The sequence below is a fragment of the Streptomyces sp. V1I1 genome (genome assembly GCF_030817355.1).
GTDB lineage: Bacteria > Actinomycetota > Actinomycetes > Streptomycetales > Streptomycetaceae > Streptomyces.
In genome coordinates this window covers 6,344,089-6,369,463 of record NZ_JAUSZH010000001.1, presented here as the reverse complement: position 1 = coordinate 6,369,463, position 25,375 = coordinate 6,344,089, and the positions used below count along the sequence as shown (strand labels likewise).

The window sequence follows — 25,375 nt, the reverse complement described above, 5'->3', positions numbered from 1 at the left end:
CCGTGGTATCCGGTATACCCGGTATATCCGGCTCAGTTGTGCGGATATCGGTCGTACGGATGCACCGGCTCGCCGTAACCCACCGTGGCGTGCTCGGTCTGCAGGCTCAGATCGTCGGCCAGCTCGGCGATCACGCCCCGCCCCTCGGTCAACACCAGCCAGGATGCAGGCAGTTGTACATCGCTGTACCGCACGCCGAGCAGACTGCCGCAGATGGCCCCGGTGGAGTCGCTGTCACCCGAGTGGTTGACCGAAAGCAGCAGGGTCTCGGTGCCGAGCAGGCATCCGCGGATCCTGGCCCGACGGGCGGCCGTGCTCTCCCAAGACTGCTTGTCCACTGCTCGGCTCCTCGACGTCGGCTTCGGCTTCGGCTTCGGCTTCGGCTTCGGTTTACGGGAACGGGAACGGGAACGGATACGGGTGCATCCTGGAGTAGGAGATGCGATTGCCATGCGCACTGGGAGTGAACCGACAACTGCACGCAGTCCCCTGCGACTGCGGCTCTGGCTGAGTGTATGGGGCCTGATCTGGGCCGGGACGGGCACGGCGGCCTTCGCCCTCGCGGGGCGTCCCGGCTGGGCGGTGGCGTGCGGGGTGCTGATGCTGATCGTCACCATTGATCTGTTCATGGTCCTGCGGCACATCCACCAGGGGCCGCACTACCAGCCGGGCCGCGACATCCCGCCGTACGAACCGGACCACGGCGGCCGCAGCCCGCGTCCCGGTCGCTAGACGTGCCCCGGTCTCAGGACGGCCACTGGATTCTGTGAGATCAAGCCTCGAAAGTCAGGTCTCCGCGTCGAAGCGCGCGGCCTTTACATACTCCGGCTTCGGGTCCAGCGCCGCCGCCAGGCGGAAGTGGCGCTTGGCCTGTTCCGGACGGCCGGCCCGTTCGAAGGTGCGGGCCAGTGCGAAGTGGGCGAAGGCGTTGTCCGGCTCGCGCTCCAGGACCAGCTCGAATTCGAGCTCGGCCGGGCGCAGTTGGGCCGCGGCGAAGAAGGCGCGGGCACGCAGCAGCCGGGCCGCGGTGTTCTCGGGGTGGGCCGCTATCACCGAGTCCAGCAGTTTCACGGCACCGCGCGGATCCCTCGCGGCCAGCAACTGCTCGGCCGCGCGGTAGTCGATGACGTGCGTCTCCGGATTGCTCTTGGGCACGGTCGCATCCTTCCCCTTGCTGCCCGGTTCCAACACCGCGTCCGGCAACGGTATTCCGATCAACTTCGCACAGGTCTGCGGATGCCTAGCGAGAGCGGGGCTGCGCGGCGGCACGCTGGATCAGCTCCGCCCAGACCTTCCGTACCTGCGGCTCCAGATTCTCCAGCGGCCCGTCGTTGTCGATGACCAGATCGGCGATGGCCCGCCGCTGCTCGCGCGTGGCCTGGGCAGCCATCCGCGCACGCGCCTCGGACTCCGCCATTCCGCGCAGCCGTACCAGCCGGTCCAGCTGCGTCTCGGGCGAAGCGTCTACCACGACCACCACGTCGTACAGCGGCGCCAGATTGTTCTCGGCGAGCAGCGGTACGTCGTGGATCACGACGGCGTCCGGCCCTGCGGCCTTCTCCAGCTCCATGGAACGCGCCCCGACCAGCGGGTGGACGATCGAGTTGAGCGTCGCCAGGCGGTCGGAGTCGGCGAAGACGATCGAGCCGAGCTTGGGCCGGTCCAGGGTGCCGTCGGGGCTGAGGATCTCCGGGCCGAAGGCCTCGACGACGGCCACGAGTCCGGGCGTACCGGGCGCGACGACCTCGCGAGCGATCTTGTCGGCGTCGATCAGCACCGCTCCGTACGTTTCGAGGAGTCGGGAGACTTCGCTCTTGCCGGCACCGATTCCGCCGGTCAGGCCCACCTTCAGCATGGCCGCAGCCTACGCGAGCGGGCTATGCGTCACCCTCCCGCTCAGCGAGGAAGCGTTCGAAATCGCGGCCGATCTCGTCGGCGGACGGCAGGTCCACCGGCTCCGCGACCAGACTGCCCCTGGTCTCGGCGCCCGCCACCGCGTCGTACTGGTGCTCAAGGCCCTGCACCAGCGCCACCAACTCCTCGTCGCCCTCCCCGATCTGCCGCTCGATCTCGGTCTGGGTGCGGTGCGCCTCCGTGCGCAGCGAATGCGCGACGCCCGGCAGGACGAGGCCCGTCGCGGCCGTGATCGCCTCCAGAGCGGTCAGCGCGGCGTCAGGGTAGGAAGATCGTGCGACATAGTGCGGCACATGCGCGGCGACGCCGAGGACGTCGTGGCCCGATTCCATCAGGCGGTACTCGATCAGCGCCTCCGCGCTGCCCGGTACCTGCGCCTCGTCGAAGGGGCTGCGGTGGCCCGGCATGAGGTCCGTGCGGTTGCCGTGCGGGGTGAGGCCGACGGGGCGGGTGTGCGGGACGCCCATCGGAATGCCGTGGAAATTGACCGCGAGCCGCACGCCGAGCCGCTCGACGATCTGTCGGACGGCGGCGGCGAAGCGCTCCCACTCGACGTCCGGCTCGGGGCCCGACAGCAGCAGGAACGGGGCGCCCGTGGCGTCCTGGACCAGTCGGACATCCAGCGTCGGGGTCTCGTAGGCGCTCCAGCGGTCGCGGCGGAAGGTCAGCAGCGGGCGGCGGGCGCGGTAGTCCACCAGCCGGTCGTGGTCCAAGCGGGCCACCACCTGGTGGGGCAGCGTCTCGAGCAGGTTGTCGACGATCTGCTCGCCGGCTTCACCCGCGTCGATATATCCGTCGAAGTGGTACAGCATGACCAGGCCGGCCGATTCCTGCGCGAGCGCCATGTCGACGACGGCGAGGCCCTTCGGCTCCCATTCGTACAAACCCTGCGGATCAAGCACGATTACCGCTCCTCCTCGTGTTCGTACAGAAGAACGCCCGGTGACTCACGGGCATTCCCGCCTCACGCGATGAACACACCGAAGGGGAGGCTCTGTTCAGGGCGGCGGGTTTGCGGCGGGTATGCCATAACGCAGTAAGGCCCGCTCCCCAGGGGGAGCGGGCCTTACTTTCAGCTAGTTACCAGCTGTGGTCAGAGCGTCAGCTCTGGCCGCCGGCCAGCTTCTCGCGCAGGGCAGCCAGGGCCTCGTCCGACGCCAGGGCGCCGGAGTTGTCGTCCGACTCCGAGGAGTACGAACCACCCGTGACACCCGCACCGGTGTTGCCACCGGCGGCCGGGGCGGCAGCGCCCTCGGCAGCAGCGGCCTCGTCGGCCTCGCGGGACTTGATGACCTGGGCCTGGTGCTGCTCGAAGCGCTGCTGCGCCTCGGCGTACTGGCCCTCCCACGCCTCGCGCTGGGTCTCGAAGCCCTCGAGCCAGTCGTTGGTCTCCGGGTCGAAGCCCTCGGGGTAGATGTAGTTCCCCTGGTCGTCGTACGACGCGGCCATGCCGTACAGCGTCGGGTCGAACTCGACCGAGGCCGGGTCGGCACCGAAGGACTCGTTGGCCTGCTTCAGCGAGAGGCTGATGCGACGGCGCTCGAGGTCGATGTCGATGACCTTGACGAAGATCTCGTCGTTGACCTGGACGACCTGCTCCGGGATCTCCACGTGGCGCTCGGCCAGCTCGGAGATGTGGACCAGACCCTCGATGCCCTCGTCGACGCGAACGAACGCACCGAACGGAACGAGCTTGGTGACCTTACCCGGGACGACCTGACCGATCTGGTGGGTCCGGGCGAACTGCTGCCACGGGTCTTCCTGCGTCGCCTTGAGCGACAGGGAGACGCGCTCGCGGTCCATGTCGACGTCGAGAACCTCGACGGTGACTTCCTGGCCGACCTCGACAACCTCGGAGGGGTGGTCGATGTGCTTCCAGGAGAGCTCGGAGACGTGGACGAGACCGTCGACGCCACCCAGGTCCACGAAGGCACCGAAGTTGACGATCGAGGAGACGACGCCGGAGCGGACCTGACCCTTCTGCAGGGTGGTGAGGAACGTCTGGCGAACCTCGGACTGGGTCTGCTCGAGCCAGGCGCGGCGGGACAGGACCACGTTGTTGCGGTTCTTGTCCAGCTCGATGATCTTCGCCTCGAGCTCCTTGCCCACATAGGGCTGGAGGTCGCGGACACGGCGCATCTCGACGAGAGATGCCGGCAGGAAGCCACGGAGGCCGATGTCGAGGATGAGACCACCCTTGACAACCTCGATGACGGTGCCGGTGACGATGCCGTCCTCTTCCTTGATCTTCTCGATGGTGCCCCAGGCACGCTCGTACTGGGCGCGCTTCTTCGAGAGGATCAGGCGGCCTTCCTTGTCCTCCTTCTGGAGAACAAGGGCCTCGATCTCGTCGCCGACCTTGACGACCTCATTCGGGTCGACGTCGTGCTTGATCGAGAGCTCGCGGCTCGGGATGACACCTTCGGTCTTGTAACCGATGTCGAGCAGGACCTCGTCCCGGTCGACCTTCACGATGACGCCGTCGACGATGTCGCCGTCGTTGAAGTACTTGATCGTCTCGTCGATCGCCGGCGAGGAAGGCTTCCTCGTTACCGATGTCGTTGACCGCTACCTGCGGAGTGGTGGCGGTGGTCTCGGTGCTGCTCGTCATGTGGGAAAGGGCTCCGGTACGGACAGTGAGTCGTAGGTACTGCTACGCCGAGAGCCCGTATCGCAGCTGTAGAAGCCGGACAGCCTAGGAAGCGCCGCCCAGGAAAAGGGGGCGCCTCGTGAACCGAGGGGACATACATACAGATGCGAGCGCGGCCTGCTCTGTCTGAGGCGCGCAGGCCCGCAGCGCAACTTGTAGCATACGGGGGCAGCCGGACACGGTCAATGCGCGAAGGCGCACACCCGGGCGGAAGACCCCATACCGGCACAACTAACCACGCGGCGGTAGCCGCATATTGGCGCGGCGCCGAGGCCACGATGGCCGCCATTGGTCGCGCTGAACGCAAACTACAACGACGGTGACGATGTTCCAAGATTTCGAGCCGGAAGCCACCCGCCGTAACGCCGGCGACTCGGAGAGCAGCCACGCCAGCCGCGGCTGGTGGGACCGGAACGCCGATGAGTACCAGACCGAACACGGCGCGTTCCTCGGCGACGACCGCTTCGTGTGGGGGCCGGAAGGGCTCGACGAGGCGGAGGCCGGGCTGCTGGGTCCGCCCGGTTCGCTGAAGGGGCTCGACGTCCTCGAGATCGGCGCGGGCGCCGCGCAGTGCTCGCGCTGGCTGGCCGCACAGGGCGCGCGCCCGGTGGCCCTGGACCTCTCCCACCGGCAGCTCCAGCACGCCCTGCGGATCGGCGACGACGTCCCTCTGGTCGAGGCGGACGCGGGGGCGCTGCCCTTCCTGGACGGCTCCTTCGACATCGCGTGCTCGGCGTACGGGGCGGTGCCGTTCGTCGCGGACCCGGTCAAGGTCTTCCGCGAGGTACGGCGTGTGCTGCGGCCGGGCGGGCGGTGGGTCTTCTCGGTCACCCACCCGATCCGCTGGGCGTTCCCCGACGAGCCGGGCCCCGAGGGTCTTTCGGTGGCCGCCTCGTACTTCGACCGCACTCCCTACGTCGAGCAGGACGAGGCGGGTCGTGCGGTGTATGTGGAGCACCACCGGACGATCGGCGACCGCGTGCGGGACGTGGTGGCCGGCGGATTCCGGCTGGTGGATCTCGTCGAGCCCGAGTGGCCCGACTGGAACAGCCACGAGTGGGGCGGCTGGTCCCCGCTGCGCGGGAATCTGATCCCCGGCACGGCGATCTTCGTCTGCGAGCGCGACTGAGGCGGCTTCGGCCTCAGGACTCTTGCGAGACTGGGGCGGTGATCCGCGACGAAGCACTCGGCAGCCTGCCCGTACGCTCCGCCCTGCCCGCCCTGGAGCGGGCGCTGGACGAGCACGGGTGTGCCGTGCTGTGCGCGCCCCCCGGAACCGGCAAGACCACCCTCGTGCCGCTGGCCCTCGCCGAACGCGGCGCACGCGTCGTGGTCGCCGAGCCGCGGCGGATCGCGGCGCGGGCCGCGGCCAGGCGGATGGCGTGGCTGCTGGGCGAGAAGGTCGGCGGGAAGGTCGGCTTCACCGTGCGCGGGGAGCGCGTGGTGGGGCGCGGGACGGTGGTGGAGGTGGTGACCACCGGTGTGCTGTTGCAGCGGCTGCAGCGCGACCAGGAGCTGGCCGGGGTCGATGTGGTGATCCTCGACGAGTGTCATGAGCGGCATCTGGACGCCGACACGGTGGCCGCCTTTCTGCTGGATGTACGGGCCGCGCTGCGCCCCGAGCTGCGGCTGGTGGCGGCCTCGGCGACCACCGACGCGCAGGGCTGGGCGCATCTGCTCGGCGATGCGCCGGTGGTTCAGGCGCAGGGCGTGACGCATCCGGTGGAGGTGGTGTGGGCCCCTCCCGCACGGCCGGTGCGGCCGCCGCACGGGATGCGGGTCGATCCGGCGCTGCTGACCCATGTGGCCGCTGTGGTGCGCCGGGCGCTCGCCGAGCGCGCGGGCGATGTGCTGTGTTTTCTGCCCGGGGTCGGTGAAATCGCCCGGGTGGCGGGCCAGTTGGGGAATGTGGAGGCGGAGGTGCTCCAGGTCCACGGGCGCGCACCCGCGGCGGTGCAGGACGCGGTGCTGTCCGGGGGCTCCGGGCGCCGGGTCGTGCTCGCGACGTCGGTCGCCGAGTCGTCACTGACCGTGCCGGGCGTACGGGTCGTCGTGGACGCGGGTCTCGCGCGCGAGCCGCGCACCGATCACGCGCGAGGTCTGAGCGCGCTGGCCACGGTGCGAGCTTCGCAGGCGGCGGCGCGGCAGCGGGCGGGACGAGCCGGCCGGGAGGCTCCCGGCACGGTGTACCGCTGCTGGTCCGAGGCGGAGGACGCCAGGCTGGTGCGGTTTCCGTCACCCGAGATCAAGGTCGCTGACCTGGCGGAGTTCGCCCTGCAGGCGGCGTGCTGGGGCGATCCGGCGGCCTCGTCTCTCGCGCTGCTCGACCCGCCCCCGGCCGGTGCACTGGCCGCGGCGCGCTCGGTACTGACCGCGGTCGGCGCGGTGGACGCGGCGGGCCGGGCGACCGAACGGGGCATACGGATGGCCCGGTTGGGCCTGCATCCACGGCTGGCGCGGGCGCTCCTGGACGGCGCGCACGAGGTGGGTGCGCGCCGGGCCGCGGAGGTGGTGGCGCTGCTCAGCGAGGAGCCGCCGCGGGAGTACGGGGACGACCTGGCCGCGGCGTGGCGCTCGGCGCGGCGGGGCGGTGACGCGTATGCGGGGCGGTGGCGAGCGGAGGCGGGGCGGCTGGCGTCGTCGCTGTCGTCTGTTCCCCACCCCGCCCCTTCCCGTAACTGGGGGCTTCGCCCCCAGACCCCCAGTCCTCAATCTCCCCCAGACTTCGTCCGGGGGGACCCCCAACGGGCTGAAAATCCAGCCTCGCCGGCGTTTGAGGCGCGGGGTCCGGGGCGGAGCCCCGGTGCGGGAAGGGGCGGAGTGGGGGAAAGCCACCTCTCCGACGACGCCGCCGCCGGGGTCGTCGCCGCGCTCGCGTTTCCCGAGCGGGTGGCCAAAGCCCGTGGCGAAGGCGCGTTCTTGATGGCCTCCGGGACCGGCGGCGAGCTCGTCCCCGGATCGGGGCTGCGCAACGCGCCCTGGCTGGCCGTCGCCGTCGCGGACCGGCCCGCGCACTCCGCCTCCGCGCGGGTGCGGCTGGCCGCCGTCGTCGACGAGGAGAGCGCCCGTACGGCCGCCGCGCATCTGCTCGTCACCGGCGAGGAGGTCCACTGGGAGAACGGCGACGTCGTCGCACGGGAGGTGGAGCGGCTGGGGGCCATAGAGCTCTCCGTACGCGCCCTCAAGGACCCGGATCCCGCTCTCGTACGCGAAGCTCTGCTGGACGGGCTGCGGCGCGAGGGGCTCGGGCTGCTGCGCCGGACGCGCGAGTCGGAGGGCCTGCGCGAGCGGCTCGCCTTTCTGCACCGGGAACTGGGCGCGCCCTGGCCCGATGTGTCGGACGCCGCGCTGCTGGACCGTACCGACGAGTGGCTGGAGCCGGAGCTGTCCCGGGCCCGGCGGCGGGCCGATCTCGGGCGCGTCCAGGCCGGGCAGGCGCTCCAGCGGCTGCTGCCCTGGGCGAGCGGGGACGCGGCCCGGCTCGACGAGCTGGCGCCGGAGCGGATCGAGGTGCCGAGCGGCTCGCGGATCCGGGTGGAGTACGGCGGGCCGCAGCCCGTCCTGGCGGTGAAGCTCCAGGAGTTGTTCGGGCTGCGCGAGACGCCCACGGTCGCGGGCGTGCCGGTGCTGGTGCATCTGCTCTCGCCCGCCGGACGGCCCGCCGCCGTCACCGCGGACCTGGCGTCCTTCTGGAAGGACGGATACCGCTCCGTACGGGCGGAATTGCGCGGCCGTTATCCCAAGCACCCCTGGCCCGAGGATCCTTCGACGGCGGAGCCGACCCGGCACACCAAGGCGCGCCTCAGCAGGGAGAGCGGCAGCTGATCCGACGGGTCAGACAGGGACGGGCTCGGGCTCCGGATCGGCCGCGGGCGTCTGCGGCCTGCGGCTACGCGCCTCCAGGACCAGTGCGAGCGCCAGCAGCGCGCCGCCCAGTACGAGGAAGCCCCAGGGCAGGTACGAGGTCATCAGCAGCACCAACTGCCGCTGGGACCTGACCAGTTCGACGGTCGAGTCGATGTAGTCGGGACGCATCTTCACATGCCCGGCGAACGCGGTGACCTTGTCGCGGCCGCCCAGCAGCGTGCCGCCGCGCAGCTCTTCCTTGTGGATCTCCTCGCCGTTGACCGGCGCGCCGGTGACCGGGTCGACCCAGAACATCCGCTTGGTGGTGTACCAGCGGGTGGTGCCGGTCTGCTGCTCCAGCGTGGTCGCGTCGATCCCCGGGATGGGCATCTTCTTCGGGTACGGCACCTTGGTCCACGGGATGGTCTGCTCGAAGTAGTAGACGTCGAGCCCGCGGAACTTCTGCGTCCCCTTGTAGTGGATGGGCGCGGACGTACGGGCCTGGGCGTCGAAGTACTCGTAGGCCCGCTTCTCGGTGAGGAACGGCCACTTGAACTCGATGCCCTCGCGCCGTACCGCGTCGCCGTCGACCGACTCGCCGGTGGCGTGCACGGGCGCCTGGCTGTGGGCGTCGAAGATGTAGCGCTCGGGGATCTGGGAGACCATCTTGCCGTCGGGGCCCTGGACGTACGAGAGGGAGTCCCAGACGACGACGTCGCGGCCGGCGCTGCGCTCGATCTTCTCGGACTCCTCCACATTGCCCTTGAGCGTCTGCACGATGGTGACCTTCTCGACCTCCTTCGCCGTGAGCGAGCCGTAGTCGAGGAGGGTGGCGGGCTTCGCCTCCAGCACCATCTCCTGGTACTGGCCGGCCGGGATCTTCGCGAGCCGCGGGAAGGCGTACCAGCGCAGCAGCGGGGAGAGCGCGGCGAAGAAGACGGCGAATGCGAGGAGTACGAGGCTCGCTCTGCGGCGCATGGTCCGGCCCTCCTACTTCTTGGGGCCGGGGACAGTGGTCAGCAGCGGCTTGGGTGAGGTCTCGCCGGGCGGCGCGCCGATCGCCGAGACGGTGAGGACGAGGGCGAGGGCGGCGGCCAGCCCGAGGGCGGCGGCGACGAGGGCGCGCATGCTCGGCCTCCCGGTGGCTCGGATCCGATGCGGATCTGATACGTCGTCAGGGCGGAGGCACCGTAGCAATGGAGCCGCGAGATGAGAACACGTTGCACCGCCCCCATGTCAGCCGTCGACACAGGGGCGGTGCGGGGGAGTGCTGCGTTGCGGGTCAGGCCGCCGGCGCGGCGACCTTGAGCTCGATGGTCACGATTCCGCCGCCCGGCGTGGTGAGGCGGAGCAGGAAGGTGCCCGTCTGATCGTCCGCGAAGATCTTCGGGAGCTTCAGGACGCCGTTGGCGTCGGTCTTCAGGTCCGTGAGGGTGCGGATCGTCTTGCCCTCGGCGTCCTTGAAGTAGGGGCCCTTGTCGTTCACGGCCGGGTCGTCCGCGGAGGTGATCACGGTGGCGGTGACCGCGACACCGGACGCGATGGCGCCCTTGTAGGTGGCCTTGACCTCGACGGCGTCCGCGAACTCCGTGCCAGGGGCGGCCGTCAGGACCTTCTCGTCGGTCCTGGCGATCACGTCCGCCGCCCGGACGGTGACGGTCGCGGCGAAGTCGACGGCGGGCAGGACACGGCCCACCACTGTGGCCCGGACCCGGAAGTTGCCGGTCTTCTCGCCCGCCTGGAGCGCGGGCGATGCGACTGTGCCGTCGGCGCCGGTGCTGAGGGTGACGCTCGCCTTCCCGCCGGTGAAGCGGGTGTCGGTGTCGCCGACGACGTCGAAGCGGACGGCCTGGTTCGGGACGGTCCGGCCTTCGGTGTTCTTCACCCGCACGATGGCCCGTCCGGTGAACGCGTGGCCCGCCATGGCGGTCAGCTCGCCGGTGCCGGCGTCCTCGATACGGGAGACGGGCGGCGGCGTCGGAGTGGGGGGCGGCGTCGGGGTGGGGGGCGGCGTCGGCGTCGGGGGCGGCGTCGGCGTCGGGGTGGTGGTGGTGCCACCGGGCTTCGGCGGGCTGGGGCTGGGGGTGGAGGGGGGCGTCGGAGTCGGCGTGGGCTTGCTCTCCGCGGAGTCGGAGCTGTCGGGCCCGTTGGAGATCGGCAGCACACCAGTGCCGTCCGGGACCTCGTGAGTGCCGCGCTTGTAGTACTCGAACCAGGACAGAACCGTACGCAAGTACTCGCGCGAGTGGTTGTAGCCGAGGATCGCCCGGTCGAGGTCGGACTTGACCGCCAGGTCGCGGCCGTCGGCGCAGAGATAACGTCCGGCGGCGAGTGCGGCATCGTAGATGTTGTTGGGGTCCCGGCGGCCGTCGGCGTTGGCGTCCTGACCCCACGTCTCCCAGGTGGACGGGATGAACTGCATCGGGCCGACCGCGCGGTCGTGCGTCGAGTCGTCGTCGTACGCACCGTTGTCGGTGTCCGAAATGTTCGCGAAGCCGACGCCGTTGAGGACCGGGCCGAGGATCGGCGAGAGCGTGGTGCCCTCGGCGTCGACACGGCCGCCGCGCGCCTGACCGGACTCCACCTTGCCGATCGCGGCGAGCAGTTGCCACGGCACATGGCAGCCGGGGTCCGAGCCGGCGATGGTCTGCTCGGCCTGCTTGTACGCCGCGAGGACGGTGGCGGGTATGCCCGCTTCCGTCGTACCCGTCGCGGGCAGATCGATTGAAGTGCCCGGTTTGTCCGGGGTGTTCAGCGGCGGAAGGTCCGTGTAGTACGGGGAGTTGCCGGTGACCGGGGTGCCGGACGGCGGGGTGGCGTCGGAAGCCCCCTGGCTGTCGCCCGTGGTGGCATGCGTGATGCCGGGCGCCTGTGAGGCGGAGAGTGCGGCCACAGCGGCCGCGGCCACAGCGGTCGTGGTCGCTCCCCTGCGCAGTCGGCGGCCGAATTGCGCTGCCATACGTCTGTTCCCTCCCCGTCGGCTGCCCGCGCTCCCCAGCGCAAGGACTCAGGTGACCCTACGGCAACTCCGCGCCCTGGAACACCGGCCCCTGACCGCTTTTCACCAGTCCGCCACCTCTCGGTCGCCCGGAATCCGGAGTCGGAGCATCACGCATACTGGGCGCCATTGATCAACAGCGGTCACCAGGGGGGCACGACCATGCCGTTCACACTGAGCCATGCCGCGGCGGTGCTGCCGGGCATCCGCGGGGACGGGGTGGCGCGCGGTCCGCTGCTCGCCTCGGCGCTCGTGATGGGCTCGTTCGCCCCCGACATGACGTACTTCGCGGCCACCGCCGTTCCGGGCGCGATGGAGTTCGGCAATGTCACCCACGCCCCGCTCGGGGTGCTGACGGTCGATGTGGCGATCACGGCGGCGCTGGCGGCGGTGTGGCTGATGGTGCGCGAGCCGCTGCTGGCCCTGCTGCCCGCCGCCTGGCAGGGGCGTGTTCACGCCTTCGTACGAGGGCGTGGGCTGCCCGCCGACCGGCCCCTGGCGCTCGCGCTCCGGTTCTACGCGTCGGCGGTCATCGGCGCGAGCACGCATATCGTGTGGGACGCCTTCACCCACCACGACCGGTGGGGTACGGAGTTGCTGCCGGTGCTCAACGAGACGGCGGCGGGGCTGCCGGTGTATTCGTACGCGCAGTACGGCACTTCGGGCCTGGCCATGGTGGCGCTGGTGTGGTTCACGGTGTCGGCGCTGCGGCGGCAGCCCGCGGTCGCCGCGCCCGCGTCGGTGCCGGTGCTGGACGGGCGGGGGCGGTGGCTCGCCGGATCGCTGCTGGCGGGGTGCGTGCTGCTCGGCGTCGTACAGCGGTGTGCGCGCTGGTACGCGTACTACGGGTGGGCGGACTCGCCCCTCGACATCATCCCGACGGCCTGCTTCGGGGCGGGCGCGGGGCTCGCGGTGGGCCTTGTGGGGTACGGGGCGGGGATGCGGCTGCGGGGGCGCGCGGTGCGGGTCTGAGGCGTGAGCCGTGCGGCGGCTCCTTCCCCTACCCGCCCGTTCCCGAACTGGGGGCAGGCTCCCAGGCCCCGTACTCGCCCTACGCCCGCGGGCGTAGGGCGAGTGCCCTCAAACGCCGGACGGGCTGAACATTCAGCCCGTCCGGCGTTTGAGGTGGGGGTCCCCCCACGCCCGCCAGGGGGAGGGGCCCGGGGGCGGAGTCCCGGTGGAGGGCCCGCGCGGGTGCCACGGTCAGTGCGCCGCGGACTCCCAGTCCGTGCCCACGCCGACCGAGACGTCCAGCGGCGCGCGCAGGGACACGGCCGCGGACATCTCCTTGCGCACCAGCGACTCGACCCGGTCGCGCTCGCCCGGAGCGATCTCCAGGACGATTTCGTCGTGGACCTGGAGCAGCAGCCGGGAGGAGAGCTTCGCCTCCGCCAGCGCACGGTCGACATGGAGCATGGCGACCTTGACGATGTCCGCGGCGGTGCCCTGGATCGGGGCGTTGAGCGCCATTCGCTCGGCCGTCTCGCGGCGCTGGCGGTTGTCGCTGTTGAGGTCGGGCAGATAGCGGCGGCGGCCGAGCATCGTCTCGGTGTAGCCGGTGGCCCTCGCCTCATCGACGACGCGCCGGAGATAGTCCCGGACGCCGCCGAACCGCTCGAAGTAGGTGTCCATCAGGCCGCGCGCCTCGGCCGCCTCGATGTTCAGCTGCTGGGAGAGGCCGAACGCCGAAAGGCCGTAAGCCAGTCCGTACGACATGGCCTTGATCTTGCGGCGCATCTCCGCGTCGACGGCGGACTTCGCCACACCGAACACCTGGGAGGCGACGGTGGTGTGCAGGTCCTCCCCGGAGGTGAAGGCCTCGATCAGGCCCTCGTCCTCGGAGAGATGCGCCATCACACGCAGCTCGATCTGGCTGTAGTCGGCGGTCATCAGCGACTCGAAGCCCTCGCCGACGACGAAGCCGCGGCGGATCGCCCGGCCTTCGTCGGTGCGCACCGGCACGTTCTGAAGGTTCGGGTCGGTGGAGGAGAGCCGGCCGGTCGCCGCCACGATCTGGCTGAAGCTGGTGTGGATCCGGCCGTCGGCCGCGACCGTCTTGATCAGGCCCTCGACCGTGGACCGCAGACGGGCCTGCTCGCGGTGGCGCAGCATGATCACCGGCAGCTCGTGCTCGGTCTGGGCTGCCAGCCAGGCCAGCGCGTCCGCGTCCGTGGTGTAACCGGTCTTGGTCTTCTTGGTCTTCGGGAGGTTGAGCTCGCCGAAGAAGACTTCCTGGAGCTGCTTGGGCGAGCCGAGGTTGAACTCGTGCCCGACGGCGGCGTGCGCCTCCTTCACGGCCTGCTGCACCGCGCCCGCGAACTGCTGCTCCATGGCCTCCAGATGGGGGCGGTCGGCGGCGATGCCGTGCCGCTCCATGCGGGCCAGCAGGGCGGAGGTGGGCAGCTCGACGTCGTGCAGCAGCTCGGCCGCGCCGACTTCGCGCAGCCGCTCGGTGAAGGCCTCGCCGAGGTCGAGTACCGCGCGGGCCTGCGCCATCAGGGCTTCCGCCTCGGCCTGTTCGTCCGTGCCGAAGGCAAGCTGGCCGTCGGCCGGGGCCGGTGCGAGCTCACGGCCCAGGTACTCGATGGCGAGCGCGTCCAGCGCGAAGGAACGGCGTCCCGGCTTGACGAGGTAGGCGGCGAGGGCGGTGTCCATGGTGACGCCGTCGACGCTCCAGCCGTGCTCGGGGAAGACCCGCATCGCGCCCTTGGCGTTGTGCATGACCTTGGGCCGGCCGGCGTCCGCGATCCAGGCGGCGAAGGCCCGCTCGTCGGACTCGTCGAGCTGGGTGGTGTCGAACCAGGCGGCCGCTCCGGAGGCCGCGGCGAGCGCGATCTCGGTGACATTGCCGGTGCCCAGGGCCCAGGTGTCGACGGTGGCCACGCCGAGCGGCTGCGTGCCGTGCTCCTCCAGCCACGGGGCGAGCTCACCGGAGCCCAGGACCGCGCCGTCCAGCTCGACGCCTGCGGCCGGGGCGACGGGCTCCTCGGCCTCGGCGCCCGGGTCGACGGCGAGGAGGCGCTCGCGCAGGCTCGGGTTGCGGATCTCCAGCACGTCCAGCACGCCCTTGACGGCGGCCCGGTCGTACGGAGCACGCTCCAGGTCCTGCGGGGCCTTGGGCAGCTCCACGTCGCGCACCAGCTGTGTGAGGTGGCGGTTGAGCTTGACCGCTTCCAGATGGTCGCGGAGGTTCTGCCCGGCCTTGCCCTTGACCTCCTCCGCACGCTCGACCAGATCGGCGAACGAACCGAATTGGTTGATCCACTTCGCGGCCGTCTTCTCGCCGACGCCGGGAATGCCCGGGAGGTTGTCGGACGGGTCGCCGCGCAGCGCCGCGAAGTCGGGGTACTGCTGCGGCGAGAGTCCGTACTTCTCGAAGACCTTCTCCGGGGTGAAGCGGGTGAGCTCCGAGACGCCCTTGGTCGGGTACAGCACGGTCACATGGTCGGAGACCAACTGGAAGGAGTCGCGGTCGCCGGTGACGATCAGCACGTCGAAGCCGGCCGCCTCGGCCTGCGTGGCGAGGGTGGCGATCACGTCGTCCGCCTCGAAGCCGTCGATCGCGAAGCGGTCGGCGTGCATCGCGTCGAGCAGCTCCCCGATCAGCTCGACCTGACCCTTGAACTCGTCAGGGGTCTTGGAGCGGTTCGCCTTGTACTCCGGGAACTCCTGCGAGCGCCACGTCTTGCGGGACACGTCGAAGGCCACCGCGAAATGCGTGGGCGACTCGTCGCGCAGCGTGTTCGCCAGCATCGACGCGAAGCCGTAGATGGCGTTGGTCGGCTGGCCGGTCGCGGTCGTGAAATTCTCCGCGGGCAGCGCGAAGAACGCCCGGTACGCCAGGGAGTGCCCGTCCATGAGGAGCAGGCGCGGTCGGTTGTCTGCGGTCTTCTTCGATGCCGTCTCAGCCACGGGCACGATCCTGCCACGTACCACTGACAATCCCGACCCACGGGCATTCCCGACCGTGACCGGAACCGTGGCAGGATCGAAGACGTACCAAAGATGCATGCTCGAGGGAGAGCGCGATGTCCAGCAAGCCGCCCGCAGGTGATCCGGTCCAGGACGCGCCGCAGGTCTCGGACCCGCAGCACGCGGCCGCCGGTCTCGCCGCCATCGGGCACACGCTGCGCATCGCCCAGCAGCAGATGGGCGTGCGCCGCACCGCGCAGACGCTCCTCAAGGTCAACCAGAAGGACGGCTTCGACTGTCCCGGCTGTGCCTGGCCGGAGGGCGACAAGCGGCACACGGCGGAGTTCTGCGAGAACGGCGCGAAGGCCGTCGCCGAGGAGGCGACGCTGCGCCGCGTCACACCCGACTTCTTCGCCGCGCACCCCCTCGCGGACCTCGCCTCACGCAGTGGCTACTGGCTGGGGCAGCAGGGCCGCATCACGCAGCCGATGTATCTGCCTCAGGGTGCCGACCGGTACGAGGCGGTGACCTGGGAGCGCGCCTTCGCGATCATCGCGGAGGAGCTCACGGCGCTGGCCTCCCCCGACGAGGCGCTCTTCTACACCTCGGGCCGCACCAGCAACGAAGCCGCCTTCCTGTTCCAGCTCTTCGCCCGCGAATTCGGCACCAACAATCTCCCCGACTGCTCCAACATGTGCCATGAGTCCTCCGGATCGGCACTCAACGAGACGATCGGCGTCGGCAAGGGCAGCGTCTCGCTGGAGGATCTCCACCAGGCGGACCTGATCATCGTCGCCGGGCAGAACCCGGGCACCAATCACCCCCGGATGCTCAGCGCTCTGGAGAAGGCCAAGAACGCGGGCGCGAAGATCATTTCGGTGAATCCGCTGCCCGAGGCGGGACTGGAGCGGTTCAAGAATCCCCAGACGCCGCGCGGCATGATCAAGGGCGTCGCGCTGAACGACCTGTTCCTGCAGATCCGCATCGGCGGCGACCAGGCCCTGTTCCGGCTGCTGAACAAGCTGATCCTTGAGACTGCGGGCGCGGTCGACGAGGAGTTCGTACGCGAACACACGCATGGGTACGAGGAGTTCGCGGCCGCGGCCCGCGGGGCCGACTGGGACGAGACGCTCGCCGCGACCGGGCTCGACCGTGCCGCCATCGAGCGGGCACTGGAGATGATCCTCACCTCGAAGCGCACCATCGTCTGCTGGGCGATGGGCCTGACCCAGCACAAGCACGCCGTGCCGACCATCCGCGAGGTGGTCAACTTCCTGCTGCTGCGCGGCAACATCGGCCGCCCCGGCGCCGGCGTCTGTCCGGTGCGCGGGCACTCCAACGTCCAGGGCGACCGCACCATGGGCATCTTCGAGCGCCCGGCCCCCGCCTTCCTGGACGCGTTGGAGAAGGAGTTCGGCTTCGCCCCGCCGCGCCACCACGGCTTCGACGTCGTACGGTCCATCCAGGCGCTGCGCGACGGTGAGGCGAAGGTCTTCTTCGCCATGGGCGGCAACTTCGTGGCCGCCACCCCCGACACCGAGGTCACCGAGGCCGCGATGCGCCGGGCCCGGCTCACCGTCCATGTGTCGACCAAGCTGAACCGCTCGCACGCCGTGACCGGCGCCCGGGCGCTGATCCTGCCCACCCTCGGCCGCAGTGACAAGGACATACAGGCGGGCGGCAGGCAGGTGGTCACCGTCGAGGACTCGATGGGAATGGTGCACGCCTCCCGCGGCAATCTGACACCGGCGAGCCCTCATCTGCTGTCCGAGCCGGCGATCGTGGCGCGGCTGGCGCGCGCGGTGCTCGGCCCCGGCTCGCTGACGCCATGGGAGGACTTCGAGAAGGACTACGGGACGATCCGCGACCGCATCGCGCGCGTGGTGCCCGGTTTCGAGGACTTCAACGCGAAGATCGCCCACCCCGGCGGCTTCACGCTCCCGCATGCCCCGCGCGACGAGCGCCGCTTCCCCACCGCCACCGGCAAGGCCAATTTCACCGCGGCGCCGGTCGAGTTCCCGAAGGTTCCGTCGGGCCGGCTGCTGTTGCAGACGCTGCGCTCGCACGACCAGTACAACACCACGATCTACGGCCTCGACGACCGCTACCGCGGCATCAAGGGCGGCCGCCGGGTGGTCCTGGTACACCCCGACGACGCGCGTGAACTGGGTTTGGCGGACGGCTCGTACACCGATCTGGTCAGCGAGTGGAAGGACGGCGTGGAGCGCCGGGCCGCCGGTTTCCGCGTGGTGCACTACCCCACCGCCCGGGGCTGCGCCGCCGCGTACTACCCGGAGACCAATGTGCTGGTCCCGCTGGACTCCACCGCCGACATCAGCAACACCCCGGTGAGTAAGTCCGTGATCGTCCGGTTCGAGAACAGGGAATGAGACCACCGGGCTAAGCGTTCGCTCAGGCATCTGATAAGACGGTGCACACCGCACGCAACGTACTGAGATCGGAGCCGGGCCGCATGGGCGAGCAGAGAACCGTGAAGTTCCCGCAAGGGGTCATCGACGAATACGCCGCGCTCGGGGTTGATCTGCCCGCGCTCTTCTCCGCCGGGCATCTCGGCAACCGCATGGGCGTGCAGATCGTCGAGGCGGCGGCGGACCGGGTCGTCGGCACGATGCCGGTCGAGGGCAACACCCAGCCGTACGGACTGCTGCACGGTGGCGCGTCCGCCGTGCTTGCCGAGACGCTCGGCTCGGTCGGCTCGATGCTGCACGGCGGGGTCACCAAGATCGCCGTCGGTGTGGATCTCAACTGCACGCACCACCGCGGCGTCCGCTCCGGCCTGGTCACCGGCGTCGCGACGCCGGTACACCGTGGTCGCACCACGGCGACGTACGAGATCGTCATCACGGACGAGCGGGACAAGCGGGTCTGCACGGCCCGGCTGACCTGTCTGCTGCGGGATGTGAACCCGGACGGCACGACGGGCTGACGCCCGCGGCCGCAGCCGCCGGACCGCACGTCCGGCGGCACCACGCGCACCATTGCCCTCTCCCGCCACCCCCCGCTAGCGTCGCGGCATGGGGCCAGGACCGCCACGCCGAGCAAGGCACTTTGCGGTGTGCGCCGTGTTGCTGTCGGTCGTCCTCACCGGCTGCGGGGGCGGCGGTCCCACCAGCTCCGCCTCACCGGCTCCACGCAGCACCCCACCGAAGGAACTGTGCGAACGGCTGATCTCCCACTGGGCGCGGGTCGTCCTCGACGGCGGCGAGCAGGCCAACCTCGACTACCAGGCCATGGGCCTGTCCGGCGGGCAGAACGAGATTCTGCTGGACGTGGTGGCTGCCGCCCGCGTCGAGCAGAAGCGCCAAGGGACCGACGCCGCACGGAAGTTGATCGACCGTCAGGCCGCGGACCGCTGCGCCGAGCGTCACCGCAGCGGCACGCCGACCGGGGGGCCCTGGCAATGAGCGGAGTCGGCCCGGTCGAGCCGGGCGAGGGCACCTACGCGCCGGACGGCGCCCACGCCCCCCTCACGGCCGGGCCCCGGCAGAGCCTGGCGGGCGCGTTCGCCGGGCGGCATCGCCCCATGGTCATCGCCGCCGCATCCGCGGCCATCCTCGCCGCAGGCATGTCGTACCTCTGTCTGACCCGGCCGACGCCGTCCCCGCCTCCCCCGACACCATGGCCGGCGCAGGCGGTCGCCTTGGCCTACGAGGCACCTACCCGGCCGGTCGCCGGACACGACTCGTTCGATTTCACCGTCATGGTCACCACCGTCTCCGGACCACCGGTCACCGTCGAGCGGATCACCCAGAACTCCGCAGGCCTGAGGGTCTCCACCACCCCGGCGGCGCCGTTCACTGTGAGTACTGAAAAGCCACGCAAAGTACTCATCATGGTCCATGTGTCGGAATGCGGAAGAGTGGCACGGAATGCCGGACTCCCCTTCCTCGACGTAACACTGCGTAATGCGCGCGCAATGCAAGAACATAGCTACATTCCGGGCGAGCGGTACGCCCGAGACCTGGCCAGAGCGATTGGCACTGCGTGCCACCAAGATCGGACGTCAGGACTCAAACCGCCGAACGGTCCTGCACGTTCTCAGCATGCGGACAAGACGAACCGGCCGGAATTCCCCCGTTCCGCCCACGAGAATCCGCTATGCATTACGCCGCGGCATAACAAGAGCGTCACATCCTTGGCCAGACCACTCCACCTCCCCCAATACCGCGCTTAGAGTCACGCCCAGTCACCGCGCCGCCGGATTACCTTCAGTTCGGTTCCAGCGCTCGACTCGGTACGTCCCGTGGGGGGCGGCCGTGCCAGGTGAAAGGACTGATCGTGCGTCAACGTTCGCTCGTAGCCATGACGGCTGCACTCACTGCGGGAGCGCTTGCGCTCACCGCCTGTGGCTCTCGCGACGACAGCAGTGGTGGGGCCGAGGGCGGCGGTACCACGGTCGTCATCGGCGTCGATGCCCCGCTGACCGGTGAGCTCTCCGCGCTGGGTCTCGGCATCAAGAACTCTGTCGACCTCGCGGCCAAGCAGGCCAACGCGAAGAAGTACGTCGACGGCATCACCTTCAAGGTCGAGGCCTTCGACGACCAGGCCCAGCCGTCCTCCGGACAGCAGAACGCCACCAAGTTCGTCGCCAACAAGGACGTCCTCGGTGTCGTCGGCCCCCTGAACTCCTCGGTGGCCGAGTCCATGCAGAAGGTCTTCGACGACGCCAAGCTGGCCCAGGTCTCGCCCGCCAACACCAACCCGGCCCTGACCCAGGGGCCGAAGTGGAACAGCGGCGAGAAGGCCCGCCCGTACAAGTCGTACTTCCGCACCGCGACCACGGACGCCATCCAGGGCCCGTTCGCCGCGCAGTACCTGTTCAACGACGCCAAGAAGAAGAGCGTCTTCATCATCGATGACAAGAAGACGTACGGCGCCGGTCTCGCCGCCACCTTCAAGGCGGAGTTCGAGAAGCTCGGCGGCAAGGTCGCCGGCACCGAGCACGTGAACCCTGACACCAAGGATTTCGCGGCCGTCGTCACCCAGATCAAGAGCTCCAAGGCCGACGTCGTCTACTACGGCGGCGAGTACCCGGTCGCGGGCCCGCTCAGCAAGCAGATCAAGAAGTCCGGTGCCGCGATCCCGCTCGTCGGTGGCGACGGCATCTACAGCGCCGACTTCATCAAGCTCTCCGGCAAGGAGGGCGTGGGTGACCTCGCCACCTCCGTCGGTGCGCCGGTCGAGACGCTCCCCTCGGCCAAGGACTTCGTGGCCAACTACAAGGCCGGCGGCTACAAGGAGGCCTACGAGGCCTACGGCGGCTACTCGTACGACTCCGCCTGGGCGATCATCGAGGCTGTGAAGAAGGCCGTCGAGGGCAACGACGGCAAGCTTCCCTCCGACGCCCGCGCCAAGGTCATCGAGGCCCTGCAGGGTGTCTCCTTCGACGGTGTGACCGGCAAGGTCTCCTTCGACGAGTACGGCGACGCCACCAACAAGCAGCTCACGGTCTACAAGTACGAGGGCACCGCCTGGAAGGCCGTCAAGTCCGGCACGTTCGCCGGCTGATCCTCAGTCCGTAACACCTCATATGCCGCGCGGGGCGCGCCGCAAAACCAGCGCCCCGCGCGGTGTCATATCCGTCGAAAGACTCGGAGGACCTGCGGTGCACGAACTGCCGCAACAGCTGGTCAACGGCCTGCTACTGGGATCCATGTACGGGCTCGTCGCCATCGGCTACACGATGGTTTATGGCATTGTCCAGCTCATCAACTTCGCCCATGGCGAGATCTTCATGACCGGAGGGTTCGGGGCCCTCACGGTCTGGCTCATCCTTCCCACCGGCACCACCATGTGGCTGGCCCTGCCACTCATGCTGGTCGGCGCGATCATCGTCGCCACCACCATCGCGGTCGGCGCGGAACGCTTCGCGTACCGGCCACTGCGCACCGCACCCCGCCTCGCCCCACTCATCACCGCCATCGGCCTCTCCCTGGCTCTCCAGCAGGCGGTGTGGGCCTGGTACCCCGAGGCGAAGTCCTCCCGCACCTTCCCCGAAATCCCCGGTGGCCCCTTCCACCTCGGCAGCGTCACCATCCAGACCGGTGACATCTTCCTGCTGATCGCCGCTCCCATCTGCATGGCGATCCTCGCGTTCTTCGTCATGAAGACCCGCACCGGACGCGGTATGCAGGCCACCGCCCAGGATCCGGACACGGCCAAGCTCATGGGCATCAACACCGACCGCATCATCGTGGTCGCGTTCGCCCTCGGCGCCGCGTTCGCCGCCGTCGGAGCCGTCGCGTACGGCCTCAAGTACGGCGAAGTGAACTTCCGCATGGGCTTCATCCTCGGCCTCAAGGCGTTCACCGCAGCCGTCCTCGGCGGCATCGGCAACATCTACGGCGCCATGCTGGGCGGTCTCGCCCTGGGCATCGCCGAAACCATGGCCACGGCCTACATCAACGACATCCCCGGCATGCAGCAGCTCGGCGGCCAGTCCTGGGCCGACGTCTGGGCCTTCGTACTTCTCATCGTCGTGCTCCTCGTCAGGCCACAAGGCCTCCTCGGCGAGCGCGTCGCGGACAGGGCGTGACACCGATGACGACACAGACCCCCACCGCGGGAACCCCGCGGACCCCGGCCGACAGCGCTCAGACGGGCCTCATCTCCCTCCCGCCGAACATCGCGCGCGCCGTCGCGACCGGAGGCGGCGCACTCACCGTCATCTCCGCGTTCCTCGCCTGGACCTGGACGGCCGCCTTCCCCGGTGACCTCACCGTCTACGGCTACCCCGGCGGACTCCAGTGGCTCGTCCTCATCGCGGGCGCCCTGACCACCCTGTTCGGACTCTCCTCGTACGGCGTCAAGGGCCTGAAGTGGCTCGCTCCCGCCGGTGCCGACAGCTCCATCAGGCTCTCCGCCCTCGGCGCCTTTGCCACCACCTGGTTCACCCTGATCGCCATCAGCTACGAGCTCGGCGGCCTCGCCAACCTCGAGCCCGGTGGGTACGTCGCGGGAATCGCCACCCTGGTCGCCCTCATCGGCGCCCTCGGGCTGCCCTTCGAGCGCCCCGCGCCCGACCCGGCAGACCCCGATGACACCGGCTGGGACCAGTTCAGGCACAACGCCCGCGGCTCCTTCACCACGTTCAAGGCGGCCTTCGCCAGCGGCACCGCGGCACCCGCCCGCAAGCTGCCCTCCTACGTCGAGATCCTGATCATCGTCGCGGCGCTCAGCTTCGGCCTGGTCGTCTTCACGTACGGCATCGGCACCGAGTACGACGAGCTCTTCATCGGCTTCCTCATCACCGCCGGTTTCGGGTTCGCCGCGCTCTTCAAGTCCGGCCTGGTCGGACGGGTGTCCGCGATCACGGCCAAGCACCGCAACGTGACGATGGCCGGCGCGTTCGCCGCCGCCGCGGCCTTCCCCTTCACCCAGTCCGACGACCAGTACGCGACCATCGGCGTCTACATCCTGATCTTCGCCACCGTCGCCCTCGGTCTGAACATCGTCGTCGGCCTCGCCGGACTCCTCGACCTCGGTTACGTCGCCTTCCTCGGCGTCGGCGCATACGCCGCGGCCATGGTCTCCGGATCGCCGTCCTCGCCGTTCGACATCCACCTCCCCTTCTGGGGGGCGGTCCTCGTCGGCGCCACCGCGTCCATGGTCTTCGGCGTCCTGATCGGCGCCCCGACCCTGCGACTGCGCGGCGACTACCTCGCGATCGTGACGCTCGGCTTCGGTGAGATCTTCCGGATCACCGTCAACAACCTCGACGGCACCTCCGGCCCTGACATCACCAACGGGTCCAACGGCATCTCGTCGATCCCGAACCTGCAGATGTTCGGCTTCGACTTCGGACTCGAGCACAGCATCTTCGGCATCACCATCGGCCGGTTCGCGAACTACTTCTTCCTGATGCTGCTGATCACCCTGATCGTCGTGGTGGTCTTCCGCCGCAGCGGAGACTCCCGCATCGGCCGCGCCTGGATCGCGATCCGCGAGGACGAGACCGCGGCGCTCGCCATGGGCATCAACGGCTTCCGGGTCAAGCTCATCGCGTTCGCCCTCGGTGCGACCCTGGCCGGCCTCGCCGGTACGGTCCAGGCCCACGTCACCTACACCGTGACGCCGGAGCAGTACCAGTTCGCCCACGTCGTCCCGCCGAACTCGGCCTTCCTGCTGGCCGCGGTCGTCCTCGGCGGCATGGGCACCATCAGCGGACCGCTCGTCGGCGCCGCGCTGCTCTACCTGATCCCGGCCAAGCTGCAGTTCCTCGGCGACTACCAGCTCCTCGCCTTCGGCCTCGCGCTCGTACTGCTGATGCGCTTCAGGCCCGAGGGACTCATCCCCAACCGGCGCCGCCAGCTCGAGTTCCACGAATCCGCGGAAGCGCCCGCAGTCCTCAGCAAGACAGGGGCCTGATCCATGACCACCGACACCACCACGAAGGGCACCGCCCCGGCCACCGCGCCCGGCGAGACGGTCCTCGACGCCCGCGGCGTCACCATGCGGTTCGGCGGCCTCACCGCCGTACGCTCGGTCGACCTCACCGTCAACAGCGGCGAGATCGTCGGCCTCATCGGCCCCAACGGCGCGGGGAAGACCACCTTCTTCAACTGCCTCACCGGTCTCTACATCCCCACCGAGGGCGAGGTCCGCTACAAGGGCACCGTCCTCCCCGCCAAGTCCTTCAAGGTCACGGCGGCGGGCGTCGCGCGAACCTTCCAGAACATCCGCCTCTTCGGCAACATGACCGTTCTGGAAAATGTGCTCGTCGGCCGCCACACCCGTACCAATGAAGGCCTCTGGTCCGCCCTCCTGCGCGGCCCCGGCTTCCACAAGGCCGAAGCCAAGTCCCGGGCACGGGCCATGGAACTCCTCGAGTTCATCGGCCTCGCGGGCAAGGCGGAACACCTCTCCCGCAACCTCCCGTACGGCGAACAGCGCAAGCTCGAAATCGCGCGCGCACTCGCCAGCGACCCCGGCCTGCTGCTCCTCGACGAGCCGACGGCCGGCATGAACCCGCAGGAGACGCGGGCCACTGAAGAACTCGTCTTCGCCATCCGGGACATGGGCATCGCCGTCCTCGTCATCGAGCACGACATGCGCTTCATCTTCAACCTGTGCGACCGCGTCGCGGTTCTCGTCCAGGGCGAGAAGCTCGTCGAAGGCGACAGCGAGACCGTCCAGGGCGACGAGCGCGTCATCGCCGCCTACCTCGGCGAGCCCTTCGAAGGCGCCCCCGGCGACGAAGAAGCGGCCGAAGTGGAAGCGGCCGAAACCGGCGCAGCCGGGTCCACCGGACCCGCCGAGTCCGCCAGCAAGGAGAACGACTGATGACCGCACTTCTCGAAGTCGAGGACCTGCGCGTCGCCTACGGCAAGATCGAGGCCGTCAAGGGCATCTCGTTCAGCGTCGAAGCCGGCGAGGTCGTCACCCTCATCGGCACCAACGGTGCCGGCAAGACGACCACGCTGCGCACCCTCTCAGGCCTTCTCAAGCCTGTCGGCGGCCAGATCAAGTTCAACGGCAAGTCGTTGAAGAAGACCCCGGCCCACCAGATCGTCTCGCTCGGACTCGCCCACTCCCCCGAGGGGCGGCACATCTTCCCGCGCATGACGATCGAGGACAACCTGCGGCTCGGCGCCTTCCTCCGCAGCGACAAGGCCGGAATCGAGAAGGACATCCAGCGCGCCTACGACCTCTTCCCCATCCTGGGTGAGCGTCGCAAGCAGGCCGCAGGCACGCTCTCCGGCGGCGAGCAGCAGATGCTCGCCATGGGGCGCGCGCTGATGTCCCAGCCCAAGCTGCTCATGCTCGACGAGCCCTCCATGGGTCTCTCTCCGATCATGATGCAGAAGATCATGGCGACGATCGTCGAGCTCAAGGCCCAGGGCACCACCATTCTGCTCGTCGAGCAGAACGCCCAGGCCGCGCTGTCGCTCGCCGACCAGGGCCATGTCATGGAGATCGGCAATATCGTGCTCTCCGGCACGGGCCAGGACCTGCTCCACGACGACTCGGTCCGCAAGGCCTACCTCGGCGAGGACTGAGCCGTACGCATACGGAGAGGCCCGCACCCCGAGCTC

20 protein-coding genes and 1 pseudogene are annotated in these 25,375 nt (G+C 69.6%); 12 read left to right on the top strand and 9 right to left on the bottom strand.

Features of this window, described 5'->3' with window-relative positions; all coding sequences use genetic code 11:
- Positions 1-32 precede the first annotated feature (32 nt).
- Positions 33-338, bottom strand: a complete 306-nt coding sequence (locus QFZ67_RS29790; RefSeq protein ID WP_373430144.1) for an ADP-ribosylglycohydrolase family protein — start codon at positions 336-338, stop codon at positions 33-35.
- Between the two features lie 112 nt (positions 339-450).
- Here QFZ67_RS29790 and QFZ67_RS29785 point away from each other — a divergent pair, with 112 nt between their 5' ends.
- Positions 451-732, top strand: coding sequence for a DUF6343 family protein (locus tag QFZ67_RS29785; RefSeq protein WP_307664143.1), 282 nt, complete (start codon positions 451-453; stop codon positions 730-732).
- A 54-nt stretch (positions 733-786) separates the two neighbouring features.
- On the opposite strand, the gene QFZ67_RS29780 is transcribed toward QFZ67_RS29785, so the two are convergent.
- The 4 genes and pseudogenes from QFZ67_RS29780 to rpsA all read right to left on the bottom strand — a co-directional run bounded on the left by QFZ67_RS29780 (position 787) and on the right by rpsA (position 4,525).
- Positions 787-1,155, bottom strand: coding sequence for a tetratricopeptide repeat protein (locus QFZ67_RS29780; protein WP_307664142.1), 369 nt, complete (start codon positions 1,153-1,155; stop codon positions 787-789).
- A gap of 85 nt (positions 1,156-1,240) precedes the next feature.
- The gene (coaE, locus tag QFZ67_RS29775; protein WP_307664141.1) at positions 1,241-1,855 is read right to left on the bottom strand and encodes a dephospho-CoA kinase; all 615 of its coding nucleotides are present in this window, start codon (positions 1,853-1,855) and stop codon (positions 1,241-1,243) included.
- A gap of 22 nt (positions 1,856-1,877) precedes the next feature.
- Positions 1,878-2,816 carry a PAC2 family protein gene (locus tag QFZ67_RS29770; protein WP_307664140.1) on the bottom strand — a complete coding sequence of 313 codons (939 nt, stop codon included), beginning with the start codon at positions 2,814-2,816 and terminating at the stop codon, positions 1,878-1,880.
- 199 nt (positions 2,817-3,015) lie between these two features.
- Positions 3,016-4,525: pseudogene (rpsA, locus tag QFZ67_RS29765) on the bottom strand (30S ribosomal protein S1).
- A gap of 364 nt (positions 4,526-4,889) precedes the next feature.
- Between rpsA and QFZ67_RS29760 the strand changes: the two are divergent.
- A complete protein-coding gene (locus QFZ67_RS29760) occupies positions 4,890-5,693 on the top strand; it encodes a class I SAM-dependent methyltransferase (protein WP_307666014.1) in 804 nt (267 codons plus the stop codon).
- Positions 5,694-5,731: 38 nt separating this feature from the next.
- A complete protein-coding gene (locus QFZ67_RS29755) occupies positions 5,732-8,389 on the top strand; it encodes an ATP-dependent RNA helicase (protein WP_307664139.1) in 2,658 nt (885 codons plus the stop codon).
- A gap of 9 nt (positions 8,390-8,398) precedes the next feature.
- On the opposite strand, the gene QFZ67_RS29750 is transcribed toward QFZ67_RS29755, so the two are convergent.
- From QFZ67_RS29750 to QFZ67_RS29740, 3 genes are all read right to left on the bottom strand, one after another.
- Positions 8,399-9,388, bottom strand: coding sequence for a DUF3068 domain-containing protein (locus QFZ67_RS29750; protein WP_307664138.1), 990 nt, complete (start codon positions 9,386-9,388; stop codon positions 8,399-8,401).
- Between the two features lie 12 nt (positions 9,389-9,400).
- Complete coding sequence (locus tag QFZ67_RS29745; protein WP_307664137.1) at positions 9,401-9,538, bottom strand: SPW_0924 family protein; 138 nt, start codon at positions 9,536-9,538, stop codon at positions 9,401-9,403.
- 154 nt (positions 9,539-9,692) lie between these two features.
- Positions 9,693-11,369 (bottom strand): lytic transglycosylase domain-containing protein, encoded by a 1,677-nt coding sequence (locus tag QFZ67_RS29740; RefSeq protein ID WP_307664136.1) that lies wholly within the window; start codon positions 11,367-11,369, stop codon positions 9,693-9,695.
- 201 nt (positions 11,370-11,570) lie between these two features.
- On the opposite strand from QFZ67_RS29740, the gene QFZ67_RS29735 reads away from it, so the two are divergent.
- The gene (locus tag QFZ67_RS29735; protein ID WP_307664135.1) at positions 11,571-12,380 is read left to right on the top strand and encodes a DUF4184 family protein; all 810 of its coding nucleotides are present in this window, start codon (positions 11,571-11,573) and stop codon (positions 12,378-12,380) included.
- A gap of 231 nt (positions 12,381-12,611) precedes the next feature.
- On the opposite strand, the gene polA is transcribed toward QFZ67_RS29735, so the two are convergent.
- Positions 12,612-15,320: a DNA polymerase I gene (gene polA, locus QFZ67_RS29730; RefSeq protein WP_307664134.1), complete on the bottom strand. Its 2,709-nt coding sequence runs from the start codon at positions 15,318-15,320 to the stop codon at positions 12,612-12,614.
- A gap of 116 nt (positions 15,321-15,436) precedes the next feature.
- On the opposite strand from polA, the gene QFZ67_RS29725 reads away from it, so the two are divergent.
- The 8 genes from QFZ67_RS29725 (at position 15,437) to QFZ67_RS29690 (ending at position 25,339) form a co-directional block, all read left to right on the top strand.
- Entirely contained in the window at positions 15,437-17,710 is a 2,274-nt protein-coding gene (locus QFZ67_RS29725) for an FdhF/YdeP family oxidoreductase (RefSeq protein ID WP_307664133.1), read from the top strand.
- An 83-nt stretch (positions 17,711-17,793) separates the two neighbouring features.
- Positions 17,794-18,267, top strand: a complete 474-nt coding sequence (locus tag QFZ67_RS29720; RefSeq protein WP_307664132.1) for a PaaI family thioesterase — start codon at positions 17,794-17,796, stop codon at positions 18,265-18,267.
- A gap of 136 nt (positions 18,268-18,403) precedes the next feature.
- Complete coding sequence (locus QFZ67_RS29715; RefSeq protein WP_307664131.1) at positions 18,404-18,745, top strand: hypothetical protein; 342 nt, start codon at positions 18,404-18,406, stop codon at positions 18,743-18,745.
- An 874-nt stretch (positions 18,746-19,619) separates the two neighbouring features.
- Entirely contained in the window at positions 19,620-20,849 is a 1,230-nt protein-coding gene (locus QFZ67_RS29710; RefSeq protein ID WP_307664130.1) for a branched-chain amino acid ABC transporter substrate-binding protein, read from the top strand.
- Positions 20,850-20,946: 97 nt separating this feature from the next.
- Positions 20,947-21,876: a branched-chain amino acid ABC transporter permease gene (locus tag QFZ67_RS29705; RefSeq protein WP_307664129.1), complete on the top strand. Its 930-nt coding sequence runs from the start codon at positions 20,947-20,949 to the stop codon at positions 21,874-21,876.
- Positions 21,877-21,881: 5 nt separating this feature from the next.
- Entirely contained in the window at positions 21,882-23,708 is a 1,827-nt protein-coding gene (locus QFZ67_RS29700) for a branched-chain amino acid ABC transporter permease (RefSeq protein ID WP_307664128.1), read from the top strand.
- 3 nt (positions 23,709-23,711) lie between these two features.
- Complete coding sequence (locus QFZ67_RS29695; protein ID WP_307664127.1) at positions 23,712-24,623, top strand: ABC transporter ATP-binding protein; 912 nt, start codon at positions 23,712-23,714, stop codon at positions 24,621-24,623.
- On the top strand, positions 24,623-25,339 hold the full coding sequence (locus QFZ67_RS29690) for an ABC transporter ATP-binding protein (RefSeq protein WP_307664126.1): 717 nt from the start codon (positions 24,623-24,625) through the stop codon (positions 25,337-25,339). The genes QFZ67_RS29695 and QFZ67_RS29690 overlap by 1 nt, the downstream gene beginning before the upstream one ends.
- Positions 25,340-25,375: the final 36 nt, after the last annotated feature.

Bases quoted from the DNA above. Each gene is read 5' to 3' on its own strand.
- QFZ67_RS29785 (WP_307664143.1), top strand. From the start codon at position 451: ATGCGCACTGGGAGTGAACCGACAACTGCACGCAGTCCCCTGCGACTG.
- coaE (WP_307664141.1), bottom strand. From the start codon at position 1,855: ATGCTGAAGGTGGGCCTGACCGGCGGAATCGGTGCCGGCAAGAGCGAA.
- QFZ67_RS29760 (WP_307666014.1), top strand. From the start codon at position 4,890: ATGTTCCAAGATTTCGAGCCGGAAGCCACCCGCCGTAACGCCGGCGAC.
- QFZ67_RS29750 (WP_307664138.1), bottom strand. From the start codon at position 9,388: ATGCGCCGCAGAGCGAGCCTCGTACTCCTCGCATTCGCCGTCTTCTTC.
- QFZ67_RS29745 (WP_307664137.1), bottom strand. From the start codon at position 9,538: ATGCGCGCCCTCGTCGCCGCCGCCCTCGGGCTGGCCGCCGCCCTCGCC.
- QFZ67_RS29740 (WP_307664136.1), bottom strand. From the start codon at position 11,369: ATGGCAGCGCAATTCGGCCGCCGACTGCGCAGGGGAGCGACCACGACC.
- QFZ67_RS29735 (WP_307664135.1), top strand. From the start codon at position 11,571: ATGCCGTTCACACTGAGCCATGCCGCGGCGGTGCTGCCGGGCATCCGC.
- QFZ67_RS29725 (WP_307664133.1), top strand. From the start codon at position 15,437: ATGTCCAGCAAGCCGCCCGCAGGTGATCCGGTCCAGGACGCGCCGCAG.
- QFZ67_RS29720 (WP_307664132.1), top strand. From the start codon at position 17,794: ATGGGCGAGCAGAGAACCGTGAAGTTCCCGCAAGGGGTCATCGACGAA.
- QFZ67_RS29700 (WP_307664128.1), top strand. From the start codon at position 21,882: ATGACGACACAGACCCCCACCGCGGGAACCCCGCGGACCCCGGCCGAC.
- QFZ67_RS29695 (WP_307664127.1), top strand. From the start codon at position 23,712: ATGACCACCGACACCACCACGAAGGGCACCGCCCCGGCCACCGCGCCC.
- QFZ67_RS29690 (WP_307664126.1), top strand. From the start codon at position 24,623: ATGACCGCACTTCTCGAAGTCGAGGACCTGCGCGTCGCCTACGGCAAG.